The following is a 19,391-nucleotide window of genomic DNA, read 5'->3' on the forward strand; positions in this document are numbered from 1 at the left end:
GTGCTTTGCCGCGGAAAGACGAGGGCAGTTGATAGCCCCTTCAAGACACATCTTCGTGGCCCGTTTTGGATGAAGCTGAAGCAATGGTCGACGCCAGGCCTTTCCAGACACACAGTCTCATCCTGAGGAGCCCGGCAGCGCCGGGCGTCTCGAAGGATAGGCCACGCCCTCCAGAGAAATCAGCTCTTCCTTCCATTCTGGAATGATCTCATTGCCAATTAATCTGATTTTGGCCTCTGACAGGCCCATCTTTCATACGCTATAGAATGATCAGGTATGATTGAGCGGGAATTTGACCATGGCTGAGAAGACCGGCGGCGCATTGCTGGTGGAGGCGCTGGAGCGCCACGGTGCGGAACGGGTGTTCTGCGTGCCCGGAGAAAGCTATCTGGCCGTGCTGGATGCGCTTTACGACGCCGACATTCCAGTCACGGTCTGCCGCCAGGAAGGTGGGGCGGCGATGATGGCCGACACCTATGGCAAGCTGACCGGAAAACCGGGCATCTGCATGGTCACGCGCGGGCCGGGGGCGACCAACGCGTCGGCCGGCGTCCACATCGCGGCCCAGGACTCCACGCCGATGATCCTGTTTATCGGCCAGATCGAACGCGGCATGCGCGAGCGCGAGGCCTTCCAGGAGGTCGACTATCGTCAGATGTTCGGCGGTATCGCCAAATGGGTGGCCGAGATCGATCACGCGGACCGCGTGCCGGAGTTCCTTTCGCGTGCCTATCATGTCGCCACGTCCGGCCGTCCCGGTCCTGTCGTGCTGGCGCTGCCGGAAGACATGCTGGTTGAAACGGCTGACATTGCGCAGCCGCCGGCCTGGCAACAGGTCGAAACCCATCCCGGGCTGACCCAGATGGCGGACCTGCAAAAGCGCCTCTGGGCGGCCGAGCGGCCGATTGCGGTCCTGGGTGGCAGCCGCTGGTCGGAAGATGCCGTGGCAGCCTTTACCCGCTTTGCCGAGCGTTTCGACTTGCCGGTGGCCTGTTCCTTCCGCCGCCAGATGCTGTTTGACAACCTGCATGAGAATTACGCCGGTGATGTCGGCATTGGCATCAACCCGAAGCTGCTGGCGCGCATCAAGACGTCCGACCTGATCCTGCTGGTCGGCGGGCGGCTTTCCGAAATGCCGAGCCAGTCCTATTCGCTGCTCGACATCCCGGCACCGGCGCAACAGCTGGTTCATGTGCATCCGGACGCGGAAGAACTGGGACGGGTCTATCGTCCCTCACTCGCGATCCACGCCAGCCCGACAGCCTTCTGCAAGGCGGCAGAAGGTCTTCAGCCCCCGGCTGAGCTGAAAGGCGCCGGGGAGGCCGCAAAGGCCCATCAGAACTATCTCGACTGGTCCGGTGCCCGGCCTGAAACACCGGGCGCCTTGCAGATGGCGGGGGTCATGGACTGGCTGGAGAGCAATCTCGCCGAGGACACGATCTGCACCAATGGTGCCGGGAATTACGCCACCTGGCTGCATCGCTTCCACAGGTTCCGCCGCTATGGCACGCAGGCTGCGCCGACCTCCGGCTCCATGGGCTATGGCCTGCCGGCGGCCGTTGCCGCAAAGCTCGCCTTTCCGGAGCGCGAAGTGGTCTGTTTTGCCGGTGACGGTTGCCTGCAGATGACCATGCAGGAATTCGGCACGGCCTGTCAGGACGGAGCCAACATCATCGTGCTGGTGATCGACAACGGCATGTATGGAACGATCCGAATGCATCAGGAGCGGACCTATCCGGGCCGTCCGTCGGCCACCAAACTGTCCAATCCGGACTTCGCTGCCCTGGCCAGAAGCTATGGAGCGTTTGGCGAAACAGTCGAGACCACCGATCAGTTCGGCCCGGCGTTCGAACGCGCCCGCACCTCCGGCCTGCCGGCAATGCTGCATCTGAAGATCGACCCGGAAGCGATCACACCGGCGGCAAGCCTCAGCCAGATCCGGGCGGCGGCGGAAGCGAAGTAAGCGCACGTCGGGCATCTCGAATTGTCATTCCGGTTTGGCGCGTCAGCGGCAAGACCGGGACCCGGTATTCCGTGACGCCAGTGATGAGGCACGAGGCCCTGGGACGGTGGTTCCTGGGTCCTGGCTCCCTTGTCGCCACGCCCGGGGAAGCCAAAGGAGGGCCAAAGGCTCACTTGCGCTTCACATTTCCTCCGGCACGTCCTTCACCGGCAGCGTCACCAGAGCGATGCCCGGATCGTCCGGAGAGGTGCCCACGGTAAATCCGAGCGCCTGGCACATGGAAATCATCGAGGTGTTTTCCTTCAGCACTTCACCCTTGATGGTCTCGATCCCGTCCGCCTTGGCATAGCGGATGATCAGCTTCATCAGCGCCCAGCCAAGGCCGAGACCCTTCAGGTCGGACCGCACCATTACCGCATATTCGCCGGTCTGGTGGTCCGGGTCCGCGTGCAGCCGGACGACGCCGAGCAACTTGCCGTCCTCCGGATCAATTGCGGCAAAGGCGATGGCGCGGGCATAGTCGAGTTGCGTCAGGCGGGCCAGGAAACGATGGCTGAAGTCGCGCACCGGCGCAAAGAATCTGAGGCGGAGGTCTTCCGGTGTGACGGCTTCAAAAAAGGCCTTGAAGAGGTCTTCGTCCTCCGGCCGGACCGGCCGGACAAAAACGTTCCGCTCCCCCTTCAGGGTCAGGGTCTGTTCCCATTCCTGCGGGTAGGGGGCGATGGCAAGGCGCGACGCACCAGTCCGCCCCGGCCGCTTTTCCGAATGGCACAGCGTCATGCGCGCGTCCAGCGCGATCAGGCCCGAGGGCAGCGACACCATCGGATTGATGTCGAGCTCCTGAATTTCCGGAATATCGATGGTGATCTGCGAAAGCTTGACCAGCGCCGCGCCCAGGGCAGCCTTGTCGAGGGCGGGCCGTGCCGGCCCTCCCTCAAGCAGACGCGCAACCCGCGTGCGGCCGATCATGGCTTCGGCCAGATTGAGATCGAGCGGCGGCAGTTCCAGCGCGATATCGATATTCTCCTCGATCGATGTGCCGCCATGGCCGAAGACAAGCACCGGACCGAATTCCCGCGTTTCCGCCAGGCCCATGTAAAGTTCCATGCCGTGCCGGTCTTCCAGCATCGGGTGAATGGAGATGCCGGCGATGCGCGCCTCCGGGAACGCGCAGCTGGTCTTTTCGATCAGCTCTGCGGCGGCGTGCCGAACCGCGTCCGGGCTTTCCAGTCCAAGCCGGACCCCATCGATATGGGACTTGAAGGGAAGGTCAGGCGAGATGAGCTTGGCGACGCAATGGCCGGATTTCTCGAAAAACTTGCGAGAGAGCTCAGCGGCACCGTCCGGTGTCTCGGCCATTTCGGTGGCCATGATCGGCAGGTCATAGGCCGTCAGGACCGACACGACCTCAGGAGGGCTGAGCCACGTGCGGCCTTCTTCCAGGGCGGCCTCGACAACCGCCCTGGCAGCCTGGATATCCGGCGTGAAACTGCTTGGCAGGCTCGGGGGGACGGCCATCAGGAATTCGCGGGCCTGAGCGTCATGGGCCAGGTGCATCAGGCTGCGCGCGGCCTCCGCCGGGCTGGCATAGTTCGGTATCCTGGAGTCCGACAAGGCCGCCCGGACCGCGCCGTCACCACCGATCAGCCCGGCAACAAGCGCCTTTCGCCGGCCGGTCCGGCGGCGGTCGGCCGTCGCCGCGTCGCTGATCGCCTTTGCGATGGCCGGCAGCGGCTGGAACGCACTGGCGGCCTGAAGCACGATCGCGCCATCCACCTGGGGATCCTTCAGGACCGTGGTAATCGCGTCCGTGATGTTTTCCGGCGTCACGCTTTCCTTGAGGATCACGGAGCCGCCGGCAGCCGGCGTGCCGTCGAGATCGGCATAGGTCCGGCTGATCTCGGAAAGCGCCGAACGCGTCTCCTCGCCAAGGTCGGCAAACTGCCCGCCAAGATCCAGCATCCGGTCAACGGCAAGGCTGGCGAGACTGCGGCCGTTGGCGATCACGGCGAGGTTCTCACATCGTGGCACGCGGATGTGCGACAAGGTTTCGAGCGCTTCGAACATTTCGTCCAGATCGTGTACCCGCAACAGACCGGTTCTCCGGAACACGGTCTCATAGACCATGTCCGTCCGCGCCAGTCGTCCGGCGTGGGTGCGGCCGGTGCCGCCGGAATCGCGGCTCTTTCCCGAGCGGATCACGATCACAGGCTTGCTGCGGGCGGCAGCACGGGCGGCGGAGATGAATTTCCGCGGCACCGCGATGCCTTCCAGGTGCAGCACAATGGCGCGTGTGCGGTAGTCCTGCGCGAAATAGTCGATCAGGTCGCCGATATCGACATCCATGCGCGCGCCAAGCGAGACGACCGCCGAAAAGCCGGTCCTGTGGGCCTTTGCCCAGGACAAGGTGGCATTGAGGACAGCGCCGGATCGGGAAATGAAGGCGACTTCGCCCTTTTCGGGAGCCTCGGCACTCAAAAGTGCGTTGAGACGCCGTGCGGGCACCGCCAGACCAAGAGTGCCCGGTCCGATCAGGCGAAGATTTGACGTTTGCGCAGCCTCCCGGCAGGCCTGCATCAGCTCTTCCGGCCAGGTCTCGTAGCCGGGGGAGGGGATCAGGACGGCCTTGGTGCCGCCTGCCGCCAGCTTGGCGATGATCTCCGGTGCGGCCTCGGCCGTTGCCAGATAGATTGCGAGATCGGGACAGGCCTCCAAGGCATCCACACTGCGGACACTCTTGCCGTGAAACGGAACATCTTCGTCGATCCCGACCAGGGTGACGGGGTGGCCGGCTTCAATTTCCTGCAGGCAGGCAACGAGCTTTTGCGTGAGGACGCCCGGATGCCGGCAGGGGCCGATGACGGCGATGGAACCAGGTTCGAAAAAACCTTCCAGATTGCGAATGGTCACCTGTGCAGTCCTTTATCGGGCGCCGGAAAGATGGAGAGAGGCATCGCAAGATGAAAACAGAAAACCCGCGGACCCGATTGTGTCAGGTCCGCGGGTCTTTTGCACTGCAAAAATAACTAATCAGTGCGCCATCAGAACCGGTACGGTCATGGCTTCCAGGATTTCCCGGGTCGCGCCGCCGAACAGGAATTCACGCATGCGGCTGTGACCATAGCCACCCATGACCACAAGGTCATTGCTGTTGTCGCTGACATGGTTGAGCACCGTATCGGCAATTCCGGCCTGCGGATTGGTGACCACTTCGATCGTGACATTCATGTTGTGGCGGGCGAGATAGTTCGCGACATCGGCGCCGGGCTGGCCGTTCTCCGTGGTCGCCTTTTTCTCGATCACCAGAAGCGTGATCTTTTCCGCCTTCTCCAGAACCGGCAGTGCGGCGTGGATCGCACGCGTCGCTGTCGAGCTGCCATCCCAGCCGACCAGCACGTTCTGAGGCTGGAAGGTCTTGCTGCCGATATAGGGGATCAGCAACACAGGCACGCCGCTCTCGAACAGGATCGTTTCGATCAGCAGTTCCCGCATGGGTTCGGGCTGGTCCGGATTGGCCTGCCCGATGACGACGAGGTCTGTCGGGCGGCAATGTACCAGAACGTTCTCCAGCGGGCCGCCGGTCAGGATCTCCGCCATGCGGCTTTCGTTCTTCACGGCTGCCAGGCGCGCCAGTTCGTCAAATTCCTTTTTCGCCTCGTTGGCTGCCGCGACAGCCTGCTCATGCGCAGCCTGCAGGTAGTCCACGGGCATCGGTGCGGCGGCAAAAGCCGGAACGACCGGCTCGAAGGAAACCGCGAGACCCGTGACATGCGCATCGTAGTTGCGGCCGAATTCCAGAGCGTATTTGGCCGCCGGTTGGTCGCCGGCAAGATCCAGAATGGTCAAAATATCTTTGATTGGCATCATTCCCTCCTGTGGCTGGTATCAGCCTGTCGATCCAGCCCTGTCAAAAATATACATGCCCGGCAATCTCACAGTCCTTGACGCGTATCAAAGGTCTGAGCAGCCGGGTGGCGGGAAACGAAAAAATGCGCAATATGGGAGCATGTCGAGACGTTGGCTTTATCTGGCCCTGCCGCCGTTCCTGCTTGTGGTGGCAGGCTTTGTGCTGGTTCAGCTCTTCCTGGAGCTGGATGAGGACGCGATTGACCGCAAGGCGGCCGAACGCCTGACGCTCTATCGCCAGACGATCCTCGGCGAATACCAGAAATATCGTTACCTGCCCTACATGATCGCACGGGATCCCCGCGCGACCTCCGCGCTGGGTTTGGGGCAGCCAGTGGAGAGCGCCAACCGGTTCCTGGAGGAAATGGCGCTGAATTCAGGCGTTGAATTGCTCTACGTCATGAACTCGGAAGGCACCACGCTTGCAGCCAGCAACTGGCGCGAAGAGCTGTCGCTGGTCGGGCGCAATTACGGCTTCCGGCCCTATTTCAAATCTGCAATCCAGGGGGAAGAGGGCAGTTTTTTTGCCATCGGGGCAACATCCGACGAACCCGGTCTGTTTCTGGCCCGGCCGACACCGGTCTCCGGCGCGCCGATCGGTGTGGCAGTTGTCAAGGTTGACATGGGGCCACTGGAAGAGGCCTGGGCGGAGGGCGGCGAAACCGTGTTCGCGTCCGATGCCAATGGTGTGATCTTCCTGTCGAGCCAGCCGGACTGGCGCTACAGGACGCTGTTTGAACTGCCGGACGAGGTGCGCGAAACCATCGAGGCCACCCGGCAATATGCGGGCCGCGAGCTCAATCCGGTCAGCGATCAGTCCTTGCGCGCCCATCAGCAGATCAGCATCGATGGCAAGGCCTTCCGGCACAATGCGGCCGAGGTTGGCCTTTTGGGATGGCAGCTTCATTTTCTGGTGCCGGTGGAAGAGGCGCGCAGGAGCGTGCTGCCGATCTGGGCGGTGACGATCACGCTCTGTCTGATTTACGCGGTGATCGTGCTTGTGCTGCGCGGCCGCAGGCTTCGCAAGGCCTCGGCCTTGCTGCGCCAGGAATCGGCCGGACTGAAGGAGTTGAACACGCGGCTCGTGGAGGAAATCCAGGAGAGGCGCCGCGTGGAACGGGAGCTCCTGGAAGCGCAGCGGGGCCTTGCCCGTTCCAGCCGCCTGGCGGCCGTTGGCGAAATGTCGGCAGCGGTCGTGCACGAGCTGAGCCAGCCGTTGTCTGCGCTGCGCATGTTTGTCGCCGGCACACGCAAGTTTCTGGAAAAGGGGGACACGTCGACGGCCGCTGAAAACCTGGACGAGATCGACAGCCTGCAGATGCGCATGGCCAGCCTGACGCAGGAACTGAAGCGCTTTGCCCGTCCGGGCGAAAGCCGGATCGAGAAGATCGACCTGAGGGAAAGCGTGCGGGTCGCGGAAAAGATCGTAAGGCCGCGCTTTGAGGAAACAGGCGTGATGCTTGATCTCGACCTGCCTGAGGAACCTCTTGAGGCGGAGACCGCGCCGCTCCGGATCGAACAGATCCTGGTAAACCTGTTGCGCAATGGCGCCGATGCCACGGCGGGCGAGGAACAAGGTGTGGTTACACTGCGTGCTCAGCGGAAGAACGGGCAGGTGATAATGCAGATTTCCGACAATGGCCCCGGTATTCCGGAAGATCTGCGCGAACGGATTTTCGATCCGTTCTTCTCCACCAAGGCCAGTTCCGGTGGCATGGGGCTCGGTCTTGCGATCTCCATTCGGCTCGCCGAGGATCTGGGCGGTGACTTGTCAGTGCGCGCGAATGCGCCTAAGGGAGCGCTGTTCGAACTTCATGTGCCGGCGCTGACGGATGACGCTGCCGGCGGCGACCTGTTGCCTGAGGCAAAACCCGAAGCTGCCGAATGACAGATACCTCCGATCCCGTTCCCGTCCTGATCGTTGACGATGATCCGTCCATGCGCGCGGCATTGCGGCAGTGGATCCGGCTGGCCGGCTTTGAGACCCGCGAGGTGGCAACCGCCGATCAGGCCATTGCGCAGTTGAACCCGGGTTTTGAAGGCTGCGTTGTGACCGACGTCATGCTGGAAGGCGAGGACGGCATGTCCCTGTTGCGCCGGATCAAGGATCTCGACGCCGACCTTCCCGTCGTCCTCATCACTGGCCATGGCGACGTGCCGATGGCTGTGGATGCCATGCGGGCCGGCGCCTATGATTTTGTCGAAAAGCCGTTCGATCCCGATCACATTGCCGAGGTGGTGCGCAGGGCCTGTGACAAGCGCACCCTGATCCTGGAAAACCGGTCCTTGCGAACGCAGCTGGAAGAGAGCGCCGGTCTGGAAAGCAGGTTGATCGGGGCAAGTCCGGCGATGCAGGCACTGCGCCAGCAGATCCTGCATTTCGCCAGGACCGATGCGGCCGTCCTGATCACCGGTGAGACGGGAACCGGCAAGGAGGTCATTGCCCAGGCGCTGCACGACTTCTCTCCCCGGCAGGGTGGGCCTTTCATGGCGATCAATGCCGCGGCCTTGCCGGAAGCGATGGTCGAAGCAGAACTGTTCGGGCATGAAGCCGGCGCGTTTACCGGCGCGGATCGTCAGCGTACTGGCCGGATCGAAGCGGCCAGCGGTGGTGTCCTGTTCCTGGACGAGATCGTGTCGATGCCGCTTGCCCTGCAGCCCAAACTGCTGCGGGTGCTGCAGGAAAAGAAGATCGACCGGATCGGCGGCACAAAGCCGGTGGAGGTCGATATTCGCCTGATCAGCGCCGCCAATATCGAGCCCGCAGAGGCGGTTCAGTCGGGACGTCTGCGAGAGGATCTGCTGTTTCGCCTCAACACGATCGAACTGCGCGTGCCGCCGCTGCGCGAACGGGGACGGGATGCTCTGCTCTTGTTCGACACGTTTTTGAACCGTTTTGCCGTTCAATACGGACTGGAAGCACCGGTGACCAGCGCCCGCGACGAAGCCTTCCTGCAGACCTATTCCTGGCCGGGCAATGTCCGCGAGCTGCGCAATGCCGCGGAACGGTTCGTGCTCAACGCACCTGTCAGCCCGCAGCCTCTGGAAACGCTGGTGACGGGTCAGCGCGATCCATCCGCGGCACTTGCCGGCGGCGGGTTGAAGGAACTCATGGACGCCTATGAGCGCAATCTGATCGAAGGGGCGCTCCGCCGGCATGGCGGTCGGATTTCCGATGTCATGAACGAGTTGAACCTGCCGCGCCGGACGCTCAACGAAAAGATGACCCGCCTTGGATTGAGCCGCGAGCAGGTGGGCCAGTCGGACGCTGCGGAGAGCTAAGCTTCCACGGGTCCTGGTGACGCGTTTCGGCGAAAAACCGCCGACCGGGCGGGGGCATCGGCAAGATCTTGCCGAGGTGCAGCGCAGCATCGTGAGAACCTTGCTCGGAAAGACCCGAGAATCCTTCAATGAGGTGTTGTCAACGCGACTTGGCACGGGTCATGCTACAGGCTCATCGACTTGGTCCGGGCCTGTGGCGCGGGGAGCACGCAGGGTGAGTGACCAAGGAAATGAGCAGGGCCCGCGATGGCCTGAATTGATCTGGGAGGATTGCATGCTCTTTTCACTCAAGTCCGCGACCGCTGTCTCCGCGTTCGCGCTGACCGCCATTTTCGCCACTGAAACCCTTGCGGCCGACGTCACCTGGAACGTGTCGCTCTGGGGCAAGCGCCGTGCTTTCACCGAGCATGTCGAAAAGCTGGCTCAGGAAGTCTCCGACAAGACCGGCGGCAAGTTCGAAATCAAGCTGCACTACGGCGGCGCGCTGTCCAAGTCTCGCGAAAACCTTGACGGCATCTCCTTCGGCGCGTTTGAAATGGCCCAGTTCTGTGCCTCTTACCACGCCGACAAGAACCCGACCCTGACCGTTCTGGAACTTCCGTTCCTCGGTGTTTCCGATCTGGAAACCGAAGTAAAGGTCTCCAAGGCACTCTATGACCATCCGGCTGTTCAGAAAGACCTCGGCCGCTGGAACGCGAAGCTGCTGATGCCGTCTCCGATGCCGCAGTACAACTTCGCCGGCAAGGGCGAAGTCCCGGGCTCCGTTTCCGACTTTGACGGCATGCGCGTGCGCGCATTGGGCGGTCTTGGCAAGCTGATGGAAGCCGCCGGCGCCGTGCCGACTTCCGTGACCGCGTCCGAAACCTACCAGGCCATCGACAGCGGCACCGTCCAGGCAGCCGGTTTTGCACCGCATGCCCACCTGTCCTTCAAGGTGGTGGAAGTTGCCGACTGGTGGACCAAGAACCTCAACCCGGGCACCGTGCATTGCCCGGTTGTCGTGAATGTCGACGCCTACAACGCCCTGCCGGATGACTTCAAGGCAGCGCTTGACGAGTCGGTCGATCCGGCAATTGCGCATTACCTCGACACCTACGCCAAGGTCTACGACAAGTGGTGGCCGGAGCTGGAAGCCCGCGGCATCACCCAGGTCGAGTTCTCCGATGACGAACTGGCCGCCTTTGCTGAAAAAGCCGGCCCGATCCATGACGCCTGGATCGAAGAGCAGACCGCCAACGGCCTGCCGGCCCAGGAACTGCTCGACATGGTCAAGAAGACCATCGCCGAATAAGCCGTCCGGCTTGACGTTACTGCCTTTCGGCGCCGGAGCCCACCCGGTGCCGAAGGGCCCTGCTCGGGGCTGAAACTCATGATGACAACTGATCCCGGTGGACGTTCCCCCTCGGAACGCCCGGTTACCTATATCCGTTTCGATGGCTGGCTCGGCCACGTTGAAAATGCCTTCAACATGTTCGCCGCCTTTTCGATCCTGGCCTTGATGCTGCTCGCGGTAGCGCAGGTCGTTGGCCGGATCTTCAACGCGCCGGTTCCCGGCTTTATCGACATCACCGAACAGGCCATGGCCATCTTCGCCTTCGCGGGCGTTGCCTATTGCCAGAGGGTCGGCGGTCATATCCGTATGGAGATCGTGCTCGGCAAGCTCAGCGGACGCACGCTCTACATCTTCGAGATGATCGGCGTCATCCTGATCGCCTTCACGGTTGCCCTTCTGGTCTGGGGCTCCTGGTATCACTTTGAGCGCGCGCTCAACATCGGCGACAGCACGATGGATATCCGGCTGCCGACCTGGCCGTCCAAACTGATGGTAACCATCGCGCTCAGCCTTCTGTTCCTGCGGCTTCTCATGCAGATCTATGGCTATGCACGCCTCGTCGCGCATCCTGACCGGGAGCCGATCGCGGTTCCGGTGATCGAGGGTGTCGAAGAACACGCCAAACATGAAATCGAAGAAGCCTTCGGTGAAGAAGACGACAAGGGAGGTGCCAAATGACGCCGTTTGACGTTGGCCTCCTGATGACCGGCGTGTTGCTGGTCCTTGTCATCATGGGCGTGCGCGTTGCGTTTGCCGCCGCCTTTACCGGACTGGTCGGACTGATCATCCATTTCTCCATGAAGATGGGCTTTGAACGCGGGTTCTTTGTCGCCTTGCAGATGGCCGGCACGATCCCGCATTCGAAGTCGGTCACCTACGCCCTGTCGGTTCTGCCGACCTTCATCCTGATCGGTTTCCTGGCGTTCTATGCCGGTTTCACCAAGCAGCTGTTCGAAGCTGCAAAGCGCTGGCTCGGCTGGCTGCCGGGCGGCATGGCCGTTGGGACGGTGTTCTCGACAGCCGGCTTTGCCGCGGTCTCGGGAGCTTCTGTGGCCACAGCCGCCGTCTTTGCCCGGGTCGCCATTCCGGAGATGCTGAATGCAGGCTATTCCAAACGTCTGTCGGCAGCCGTGGTTGCGGCCGGCGGTACTCTGGCCTCGCTGATCCCGCCATCGGCGATTCTCGTGATCTACGCCATCCTGGTGGAGCAATCCGTCGGCAAGCTGTTGATTGCGGGTTTCCTGCCGGGCGTCTTCTCGGCGCTGATCTATGTAGGCATCATCGTGGCGGTCTCTGCCTGGCGCGGCGACGCCCCGCCGGTGAAGGGCTATACCTGGATGGAGCGCATTGAGAGCGTGCCGGGAACGTTGCCGATCATCGCCGTGATTGCGATCATCTTCTGCTCGTTCTTCTTCGGCTGGGCAACCCCCACGGAAGCAGGCGCGCTCGGTGCCTTTGTGGTGCTGATGGTCGCCTTTGCCAAGGGCATGAAGACCAAGCAGCTCGGTCAGGCGCTCCATGAAACGGCCAAACTCACTGTCATGATATTCACCCTGATCTGGGGTGTGCTGGTCTATGTGCGGTTCCTCGGGTTTGCCGGCCTGCCGGAGGCCTTCAAGGACTTCATCGTTGCCTTGGAGTTTTCGCCCTGGGTTGTCCTGATCTGCATCCTTCTGGCCTATGCGGTCCTGGGCATGTTTATGGACGCGATCGGCATGCTGATCCTGACCCTGCCGGTGGTCTATCCGGCGGTGATGGCATTGAATGGCGGCGAAGGGGTCTCGGCGGTCGAAAGTGCCTTCGGCATGTCGGGCGAGGCCTGCGCGATCTGGTTCGGCATTCTGGTGGTCAAGATGGCGGAGCTCTGTCTGATCACGCCACCCATCGGGTTGAACTGCTTCGTGGTGTCGGGTGTGCGGCCGGACATTCCGGTTCAGGAAGTCTTCCGCGGCTGCATCCCGTTCTTTGTCGCGGACGTGCTGACCATCGCCGGTCTGCTCGCCTTCCCGTCGATCATCACGATCCTGCCGACCTTGATGGGATAGCCAGTCCCGGTCCACGTCATGAAAAACGCCGCGGCAAGAACAATCTGCCGCGGCGTTTTTGTCAGAACACGTTCTGAGACGATCTTGAAAACCGCAGCCGTCAGTCGAACACCGCGGCCTGGCTGTGGCCGGTGTCGAAGCGGTTGTGACCCGGCGTTCCGGCAAAGAAGCCGTTGGCGATGAACAGCCAGAGCGCATAAAAGCCGCCGACAATCGGAATGAACATGATCAACAGCCAGAAGCCCGAGGCGTCGCGGTCATGCAGACGCCGGACCTCAAGCGAATAAAGGCACACGGTGAGGGCCAGGAACAGGAGCAGGAACATCACACCGCTCGTGGTTTCCACAAAACCGCGCATGAAAACAAGGGAATCCAGTTCGCCATTGACCGGTTGAAGGGTGCTGCCATAGGCGATCGCCGCACCAATGAAAATCACGAAACGAATGAGACCGATGGTCCAGTATTCCGCGCGGCCGATACGGCCCTGGAAGCTGAACAGCATGCCGAGCGTGAATCCGAACACCTTGAATATGGAAAAACTGTCCTCGTCTTCCGGCAAGGCGCCATATCCGGGAGAGGCGTAAGCCTGGGCCACAGGGCCTGAATTCACAGACGTCTGCTGGCGGCTCCAGCTCGGCGTCATGTGCTGATCAACTCCACGTCTTCCAAATTGCTTGCGTTGCGTCGGCATCGGTGCCCCCGTCCGAAAATCAATTGCAGAACGGGGTTACGTTACGCGAGGCATCTTAAGATCGGCGTAAAGGACTTAGTTAAAACTGTATGAAACTGCATTTTTATCAATGGTGAAACAGGCACTGTTCTGGCAGGGGCCTGATTGTCAATTTCACTAGAACAGGCTGCCCTGATCCACAGGTGGTGTTTTTCCGGTTGACTGTTTTTTCGCCTTCGCCTTGACCGGTTTGGGGCCCGCGCTGTCGCTCATGGCAACCGCATCGACAGTTCCGTCCGCCAGTTCGATCGACAGGGCAGAGCCCGAGGCAACTTTGGCGGCGGACCGGACCGGATGGCCGCTGTCGTCGCGCACCACTGCATACCCGCGCGCCAGGACGTCCTTGTAGGAGAGTGATTTCAGCAGTTTCTGCAGGCCGTCCAGTCGAGCTGATTCCTGATTGATCCGGGCAAGATACGCGCGGTCGAGCCGGTCGGCGAGACCGGTGAGCCGTTCGGTGCCGAGCGTTGTCTGTTGCACAAGCCGCGACGGTGTCAGCCGCGCGGCCTGAGCTGCAAAAGACTGCCTCTTCTGGCCGACAGCAACCTTGAGAGCGCGCTGTTGCCGGTCGCTGATCTGGTCGAGATCCTGTCGGGCCTTGCCGCTCAGGCGGGACAAAAGGAGCGGCGACAACCGTCCGGCAAGGTTCTGGAAATGGGTCCGGTGCGTGCGCGTGCTGACGATGAGCGCCCGTTCCAGGCCATTTGCAAGATTGTCGAATTTCTGGCGCGGCAGGGCCAGGAGGTCCTGTGGCGCCGGCAGGGCGGCGCTGGCGGCCCGCAGTTCCGTCCGCCGGCCGGTGACAAAGCGTACCAGGCCGGAATTGAGCCGGCGGGAGCGGTCGTCGAGCATCGCCATCAGCTCGGCCTTCACCGGAACGGCGATTTCAGCAGCGCCCGTCGGCGTCGGAGCGCGCAGGTCCGCAGCCAGATCGATCAGCGTCCAGTCGGTCTCGTGGCCGACGGCCGAGATCAGCGGGATCTCGCTGGCCGCCGCCGCGCGCACCACGGCCTCTTCGTTGAAGCCCCAAAGGTCCTCGATGCTGCCGCCGCCACGTGCGACGATCAGGAGATCCGGCCGCGGGATCGGCCCACCTTCGGCAAGCGCGTTGAAGCCGCGAATGCCGTTGGCAACTTCGGCTCCGGATGTTTCGCCCTGGACACGTACAGGCCAGACCAGCACATGGATCGGAAACCGGTCGGAAATCCGGTGCAGGATGTCGCGGATGACGGCGCCGGTCGGCGAGGTGACAACGCCGATCACCTTCGGCATGGGCGGAAGACGGCGCTTGCGCTCTTCCGCAAACAGGCCTTCGGCGGCAAGCTTTTTCTTGCGTTCTTCCAACAGCGCCATCAGGGCGCCGGCACCGGCAGGTTCCAGCGCGTCAATCACCATCTGGTATTTGGATTGGCCCGGAAACGTGGTGATCTTGCCGGTGGCGATCACTTCCAGTCCCTGTTCAGGCTGGATCTTCAATTTGGACGCGACACCGCGCCAGATCACCCCGGACAGAACCGCCCGGTCATCCTTCAGGTCCAGGTAGATATGGCCGGATCCTGGTCGCGAAATCCGCCCCAGTTCCCCGCGCACGCGCACGTAGCCGAACGCGTCTTCCATCGTGCGTTTGATGGAAAAGGAGATTTCGGAAACGGAGAATTCAGCGACGTTGGACTGGGATTCGCTCACAGGTGATTCCTTCTGATCCCCGAAAACTGGCGTGTCGCAAACGGCGGGTCAAGGGGTGGCCGGCCCTGTCTTCGGCTCTCCTGTCCGGTTGGCATGAGCCGTCAGAGCCGCAAGGGTCGCAAAGACCCTGCTGTCCCCGAAAGCCGCTATCAGCTGGCCGCGCACTGCCGCGTCGGGGTCGTCGAGCATATGAGCAAAAATCAGCTCGATGTTCCCGTCCCTGAGCTCGCCCTCCAATGCCCTCAGCGTTTCCAGAGCCGTGTAGTCGATGTCATCCACGCAGGAAAAATCGATACAGAAGAAGCGTAGCCGGCCGTTTGCACTGTCCGTGAGATCCCTGATCTCGGCCGCCATCTGGTCGGCATTGGCATAATACATGGAGTGGGTGAAACGGTAGATCATGAGGCACTCGCCCGCTTGTGCCCTGGTCTTGAGGGGTTTGGCCTGCCAGAGACCCGTTGGTTCTTCTGCCAGCAACACATTGACCGGCCGGTAGCCGTGACGCGTGTGCACGATCAGCGACAGCACAATGGCAAGCATGATGCCCGGGCCAACACCTGCACTGACCACGACGACAACAGTTGCCAGCGAGACCCAGAATTCCGGACGGCGAGTTCGGTAGATCTTCGCCATGCCTTTCAAGTCGATCAGTTCGACACCGATCAGAAATACCAGCGCGGACAGGGCGGCTTCTGGAAGGTCCGCGAGCAGCTCGGTGAAGAACAGCAAGACCAGCAGGACAACGCCAGACGTCACCAGCATCGAGAGCTGCGACCGTCCACCGGCGCTTTCCACCATCTGGCTCTTGGTCGGACTGCCGTTGACCACAAATGTTCCGGTCAGACCGGCACCGAGATTGGCAAGACCGAGCCCGCGCAAGTCGGCGCTTTCGTCGTGGTTGTCACGGTATTTCGTTGCGTAGGCCCGCGCGGTGGCGGCGCTTTGCGCCAGGATCACCACCAGCATCGCCAGGGCCGTCGGTCCAAGCTGCCAGAGCAGTGACACGGACAGATCGATCTTGGGCAGAGCCAGTTCGGGCAGGCCTCCCGGGACGCTCCCGACAACGGCGACCTTGTCCTTCAGGTCCCAGACCCAGCTGGCGAGAATGGCAAGCGCCAGCGCGACAATGGCGCCTGGGATGGATTTCGAGACGGCCTTCAGACCGAGAATGACGGCAAGAACACCGAAGGAGACGGCGACATCGGCCGGATTGTACCGGGTGAGCACCTCGGCCAGATGGGCCAGGTCGTCGAGGCCGCTGGCATGGGGGAGGTGAACGCCGGCCATGCCGCCCACCGAATGCAGTGCCACTTGCAGACCCACTCCGGTCAGGAACCCCGTCAGGACGGTCCGTGACAGGAAATCGGCCATGAAACCGATCCGCGCAACGCTTGCGACAAGCAAAAGAAGCCCGACCATCAGGGCCAGCAACCCGGCTAGGGCGACATAATTGGCCGATCCTGTCGCTGCCATGCCGACCAGGCTGGTCGCCAGAATGGCGGCCGTTGCCGAATCCGCCCCGACCACCAGGTGGCGCGAGGAGGCGAACAGCGCAAACAGCGCCATGGGGACCAGCAGCGTATAGAGCCCGGTGACGACGGGTGTGCCGGAAATCTTGGTGTAGCCCATCACCTCCGGGATCGCGATGGCCGCCAGGGTCAGGCCGGCAAGAACTTCGCGGGGAACCTGCGTCTTTGTCAGGGGCAGAACGCCGGCAAGGCACCAGGATTTCACGTGGGAGGGGGGCAAACGGCGATCCCGAATGATTGAGCAATCGGGACATCGTGATCAATGCTCGACGGAAAAACAATAGAGCAGGGGCGGCAGGGCAAGAATCGTTTAGGCTTGCACGATGGGCGTGCGGAAACGTCCGCCTTGAAACCCTCACAATCGAGCGTACGTTCAGGCCATGGCCAAATATGAGTTCAACATGCAGCGACTGTTCTTGAGACATATCCTTGCAGATGGGGCGCGCATCGAAGCCGACCGGGGTCAGGCGAACTACCTGCTGAATGTGTTGCGCCTGAAAGACGGCGATTATGTGCTGGTTTTCAACGGCAGTGACGGTGAATGGCTCGCCAAGATTTCCAGCAACGGCCGGCGCGACTGTGCCCTGCAGCTGATGGAGCGCACGCGCGAACAGACCAGCCGCAACGACCTGATGTACCTGTTCGCCCCGCTCAAGCATGCCAGGCTGGACTACATGGTGCAAAAGGCGGTGGAGATGGGGGCCGGCAGCCTGAAGCCGGTCATGACCCAGCACACGCAGGCCAGCCGCATCAATCTGGAGCGCATGGAAGCCAATGTGATCGAGGCCGCCGAACAGTGCGGTGTCCTGTCCGTCCCGGAAGTGCTCGCTCCGCAGCCCCTGAACGATGTGCTGGATGTCTGGACCGAAGCACAGCCCGGCCGGAAGCTTCTGTTCTGCGATGAGGCCGAAGGCACCGACAATCCGCTGTTGACCCTGGCGCAGTTGAAGGAAGCCGGGCCGCAGCCGCTCGCGGTTCTGATCGGACCGGAAGGCGGTTTTTCCGAAGACGAGAGGAACCGGCTGCGTGAGCTTGAGTTTGTCACGCCAATTCCGCTCGGACCTCGAATCCTGAGGGCGGACACGGCCGCGGTCGCCGCGCTGGCGGTCATTCAGGCGACGGTCGGCGACTGGAGGTAGCGCCATGGCCCGGGAGATCCTGCCTCCGGACCGGTCTGCGAGCGGGGGACCTGCGCCGGCGGCACCGGATCCCGGGAAAAGGCAACTGAACGCTGAGGGGCGTTTCCGGTTCCGGCTGCCTGTCGGCGTGGCGCTTGGACTGGTGTTTTCCCTGCTGCTGGTCGTCATTTGCGGCATCATCATCACCTATATGACGTCCGCGGACCGCCGCATCGCGGGCCGTTTGCTGGATGAACAGGGGAGCGCCGTCCTAAAAGGCAACGTTGCGGTGCTCGAAGCCTTCTTCAAGGAACAGGAACAGCTCTATCGTTCGATCGCCGTTCACGTGACGGAGACGGGGACAAAGCTGAATGAAAGCCGTCTGGAGGGCTATCAGGACCTCCTGCCCAAGGGGGCGAAGCTCGAGCTGACACAGGCTGGCCCGGGAGCGAACCCGGCCGATCTGCCACCGTCTGTCGTCTGGTCCGGTTTCCATGTTCAGACCGGATTTGCCACTGCCGTCAAGTCAGCGGAAGTGAACCTTAACAATGGTCAGGTCCTGCGGGGTCATTATCCGCAGCCGGTCTTTTCTGCCCTGGCCGAAGCAATGGAGTGGGAAGGCCGGCAAAGGGCGTTCCTTCTCGACGGCCGCGACAAGGCCATCGTGGTGGCCGGCCTGCCGGAGAGTGACTTTGCCGCAACCCCGGAAAGCCCGTTGCCGACGCTCTCCAGCCTGACAACCTCGCCGCTCCATCTGATCTGGAAAGATCAGGAGAGGGCGCATTCAATGGGCGGCTCCATCGACGGCCGGGTTTTTCCGGCCGACAACAGGATGTTCACGGCCATCTATACCGACGTCAACGCCGGCCCCGCAAAAGGCTGGATCGTCGGTACGCTCTACCAGGCGGACGAATTTGGTGCCGCGCTCGACCAGACCCAGATCGTGCTTTATGCGGCGCTGGTCGCGCTGGTGGTCGGCGCGGTCCTGTCCTTTCTTGTCGGACGAATGCTCGGCCGGCCCCTGGGGCGGCTCGCCCACACGGCGGTGGAGATGCGCAATCTTGACTTCGAGGCCGCAGAGCGCTTGCCCAGATCCCGGCTTGCGGAACTGGACGACGTCAATCAGGCCTTCAACGGCTCGATCGGTGCACTCAACGCCTTTGCCAAATACGTGCCCCGGCAGCTGGTCTCCCGATTGATTGAAGAGGGCATGACCAGCGCGCGCAACATCGAGATCAAGGAGATGACCATCGTCTTCACCGATCTAGTCGGCTTTACGGATATGGCCTCTCACATGAGTGCGGCGGAAACGGCGGCCTATCTCAACGGTTATTTCGAGACTGTGTCGCAGGCGATTGCCGAACGGGAAGGCACGATCGACAAGTTCCTGGGTGACGGCGTGATGGCGTTCTGGGGCGCGCCGTCGGATCAGCCCGACCACGCCGCCAAGGCCATTGCCGCGGTAAAGGCGCTTGCCGACCGGATAGCCGCCATGCCGGATGGTCACATGCGCGTGCGCATTGGCGTCCATACCGGGAAGGTCGTCGTTGGCGACATCGGTTCTGCGGCCCGGATGAACTACACGGTGATCGGTGATGCCGTGAATGTCGCCGCCCGCCTGCAGGAACACGGCAAGTCCGTCGACCCGGGCGCGAAGGTGATCGCTCTCGTCAGCGGCGAGACCATGACACACCTGCCGGAGGGGACAAGTGCAACCAGCCTGGGAACGGTGCATCTGCGTGGACGCACGGAGCCGTTATCCGTCTTCAGGATCGCGTGAGATCCAGACGGTGTCGTTT

The 19,391-nt window shown here is 62.1% G+C and carries 13 protein-coding genes; 8 read left to right on the top strand and 5 right to left on the bottom strand.

The features are described from left to right. Window positions 1-298 precede the first annotated feature (298 nt). A complete protein-coding gene (locus CHH27_RS25035) occupies window positions 299-1,963 on the top strand; it encodes a thiamine pyrophosphate-binding protein (protein WP_198338294.1) in 1,665 nt (554 codons plus the stop codon). Between the two features lie 180 nt (window positions 1,964-2,143). Here CHH27_RS25035 and CHH27_RS25040 read toward each other — a convergent pair whose 3' ends face one another. After that, window positions 2,144-4,873 carry a bifunctional acetate--CoA ligase family protein/GNAT family N-acetyltransferase gene (locus tag CHH27_RS25040; protein WP_094074020.1) on the bottom strand — a complete coding sequence of 910 codons (2,730 nt, stop codon included), beginning with the start codon at window positions 4,871-4,873 and terminating at the stop codon, window positions 2,144-2,146. A 120-nt stretch (window positions 4,874-4,993) separates the two neighbouring features. Continuing rightward, entirely contained in the window at window positions 4,994-5,827 is an 834-nt protein-coding gene (locus CHH27_RS25045; RefSeq protein ID WP_094074996.1) for a universal stress protein, read from the bottom strand. Between the two features lie 142 nt (window positions 5,828-5,969). Here CHH27_RS25045 and CHH27_RS25050 point away from each other — a divergent pair, with 142 nt between their 5' ends. The 5 genes from CHH27_RS25050 to CHH27_RS25070 all read left to right on the top strand — a co-directional run bounded on the left by CHH27_RS25050 (window position 5,970) and on the right by CHH27_RS25070 (window position 12,529). Continuing rightward, window positions 5,970-7,757 (top strand): ATP-binding protein, encoded by a 1,788-nt coding sequence (locus CHH27_RS25050; RefSeq protein ID WP_094074021.1) that lies wholly within the window; start codon window positions 5,970-5,972, stop codon window positions 7,755-7,757. Next, window positions 7,754-9,151, top strand: coding sequence for a sigma-54 dependent transcriptional regulator (locus CHH27_RS25055; RefSeq protein WP_094074022.1), 1,398 nt, complete (start codon window positions 7,754-7,756; stop codon window positions 9,149-9,151). Before CHH27_RS25050 ends, CHH27_RS25055 begins: the two co-directional genes overlap by 4 nt. A gap of 274 nt (window positions 9,152-9,425) precedes the next feature. Continuing rightward, complete coding sequence (locus tag CHH27_RS25060) at window positions 9,426-10,442, top strand: C4-dicarboxylate TRAP transporter substrate-binding protein (protein ID WP_094074023.1); 1,017 nt, start codon at window positions 9,426-9,428, stop codon at window positions 10,440-10,442. Between the two features lie 78 nt (window positions 10,443-10,520). Beyond that, window positions 10,521-11,162, top strand: a complete 642-nt coding sequence (locus tag CHH27_RS25065) for a TRAP transporter small permease subunit (RefSeq protein ID WP_094074024.1) — start codon at window positions 10,521-10,523, stop codon at window positions 11,160-11,162. Then, the gene (locus CHH27_RS25070; protein ID WP_094074025.1) at window positions 11,159-12,529 is read left to right on the top strand and encodes a TRAP transporter large permease; all 1,371 of its coding nucleotides are present in this window, start codon (window positions 11,159-11,161) and stop codon (window positions 12,527-12,529) included. Before CHH27_RS25065 ends, CHH27_RS25070 begins: the two co-directional genes overlap by 4 nt. Before the next feature lie 100 nt (window positions 12,530-12,629). On the opposite strand, the gene CHH27_RS25075 is transcribed toward CHH27_RS25070, so the two are convergent. The 3 genes from CHH27_RS25075 to CHH27_RS25085 all read right to left on the bottom strand — a co-directional run bounded on the left by CHH27_RS25075 (window position 12,630) and on the right by CHH27_RS25085 (window position 16,694). After that, window positions 12,630-13,172: a DUF805 domain-containing protein gene (locus tag CHH27_RS25075; RefSeq protein ID WP_157739100.1), complete on the bottom strand. Its 543-nt coding sequence runs from the start codon at window positions 13,170-13,172 to the stop codon at window positions 12,630-12,632. Window positions 13,173-13,376: 204 nt separating this feature from the next. Next, window positions 13,377-14,945 carry an exodeoxyribonuclease VII large subunit gene (xseA, locus tag CHH27_RS25080; protein WP_094074027.1) on the bottom strand — a complete coding sequence of 523 codons (1,569 nt, stop codon included), beginning with the start codon at window positions 14,943-14,945 and terminating at the stop codon, window positions 13,377-13,379. 48 nt (window positions 14,946-14,993) lie between these two features. Continuing rightward, window positions 14,994-16,694, bottom strand: coding sequence for a SulP family inorganic anion transporter (locus CHH27_RS25085; RefSeq protein WP_094074028.1), 1,701 nt, complete (start codon window positions 16,692-16,694; stop codon window positions 14,994-14,996). A 160-nt stretch (window positions 16,695-16,854) separates the two neighbouring features. On the opposite strand from CHH27_RS25085, the gene CHH27_RS25090 reads away from it, so the two are divergent. Together CHH27_RS25090 and CHH27_RS25095 are read left to right on the top strand one after the other, a co-directional pair. Beyond that, window positions 16,855-17,613, top strand: a complete 759-nt coding sequence (locus CHH27_RS25090; RefSeq protein ID WP_094074029.1) for a 16S rRNA (uracil(1498)-N(3))-methyltransferase — start codon at window positions 16,855-16,857, stop codon at window positions 17,611-17,613. Window positions 17,614-17,617: 4 nt separating this feature from the next. Beyond that, the gene (locus CHH27_RS25095; RefSeq protein ID WP_094074030.1) at window positions 17,618-19,372 is read left to right on the top strand and encodes an adenylate/guanylate cyclase domain-containing protein; all 1,755 of its coding nucleotides are present in this window, start codon (window positions 17,618-17,620) and stop codon (window positions 19,370-19,372) included. Window positions 19,373-19,391: the final 19 nt, after the last annotated feature.

Origin of the sequence: Labrenzia sp. VG12 (genome assembly GCF_002237595.1) — a bacterium.
Lineage (GTDB): Bacteria > Pseudomonadota > Alphaproteobacteria > Rhizobiales > Stappiaceae > Roseibium.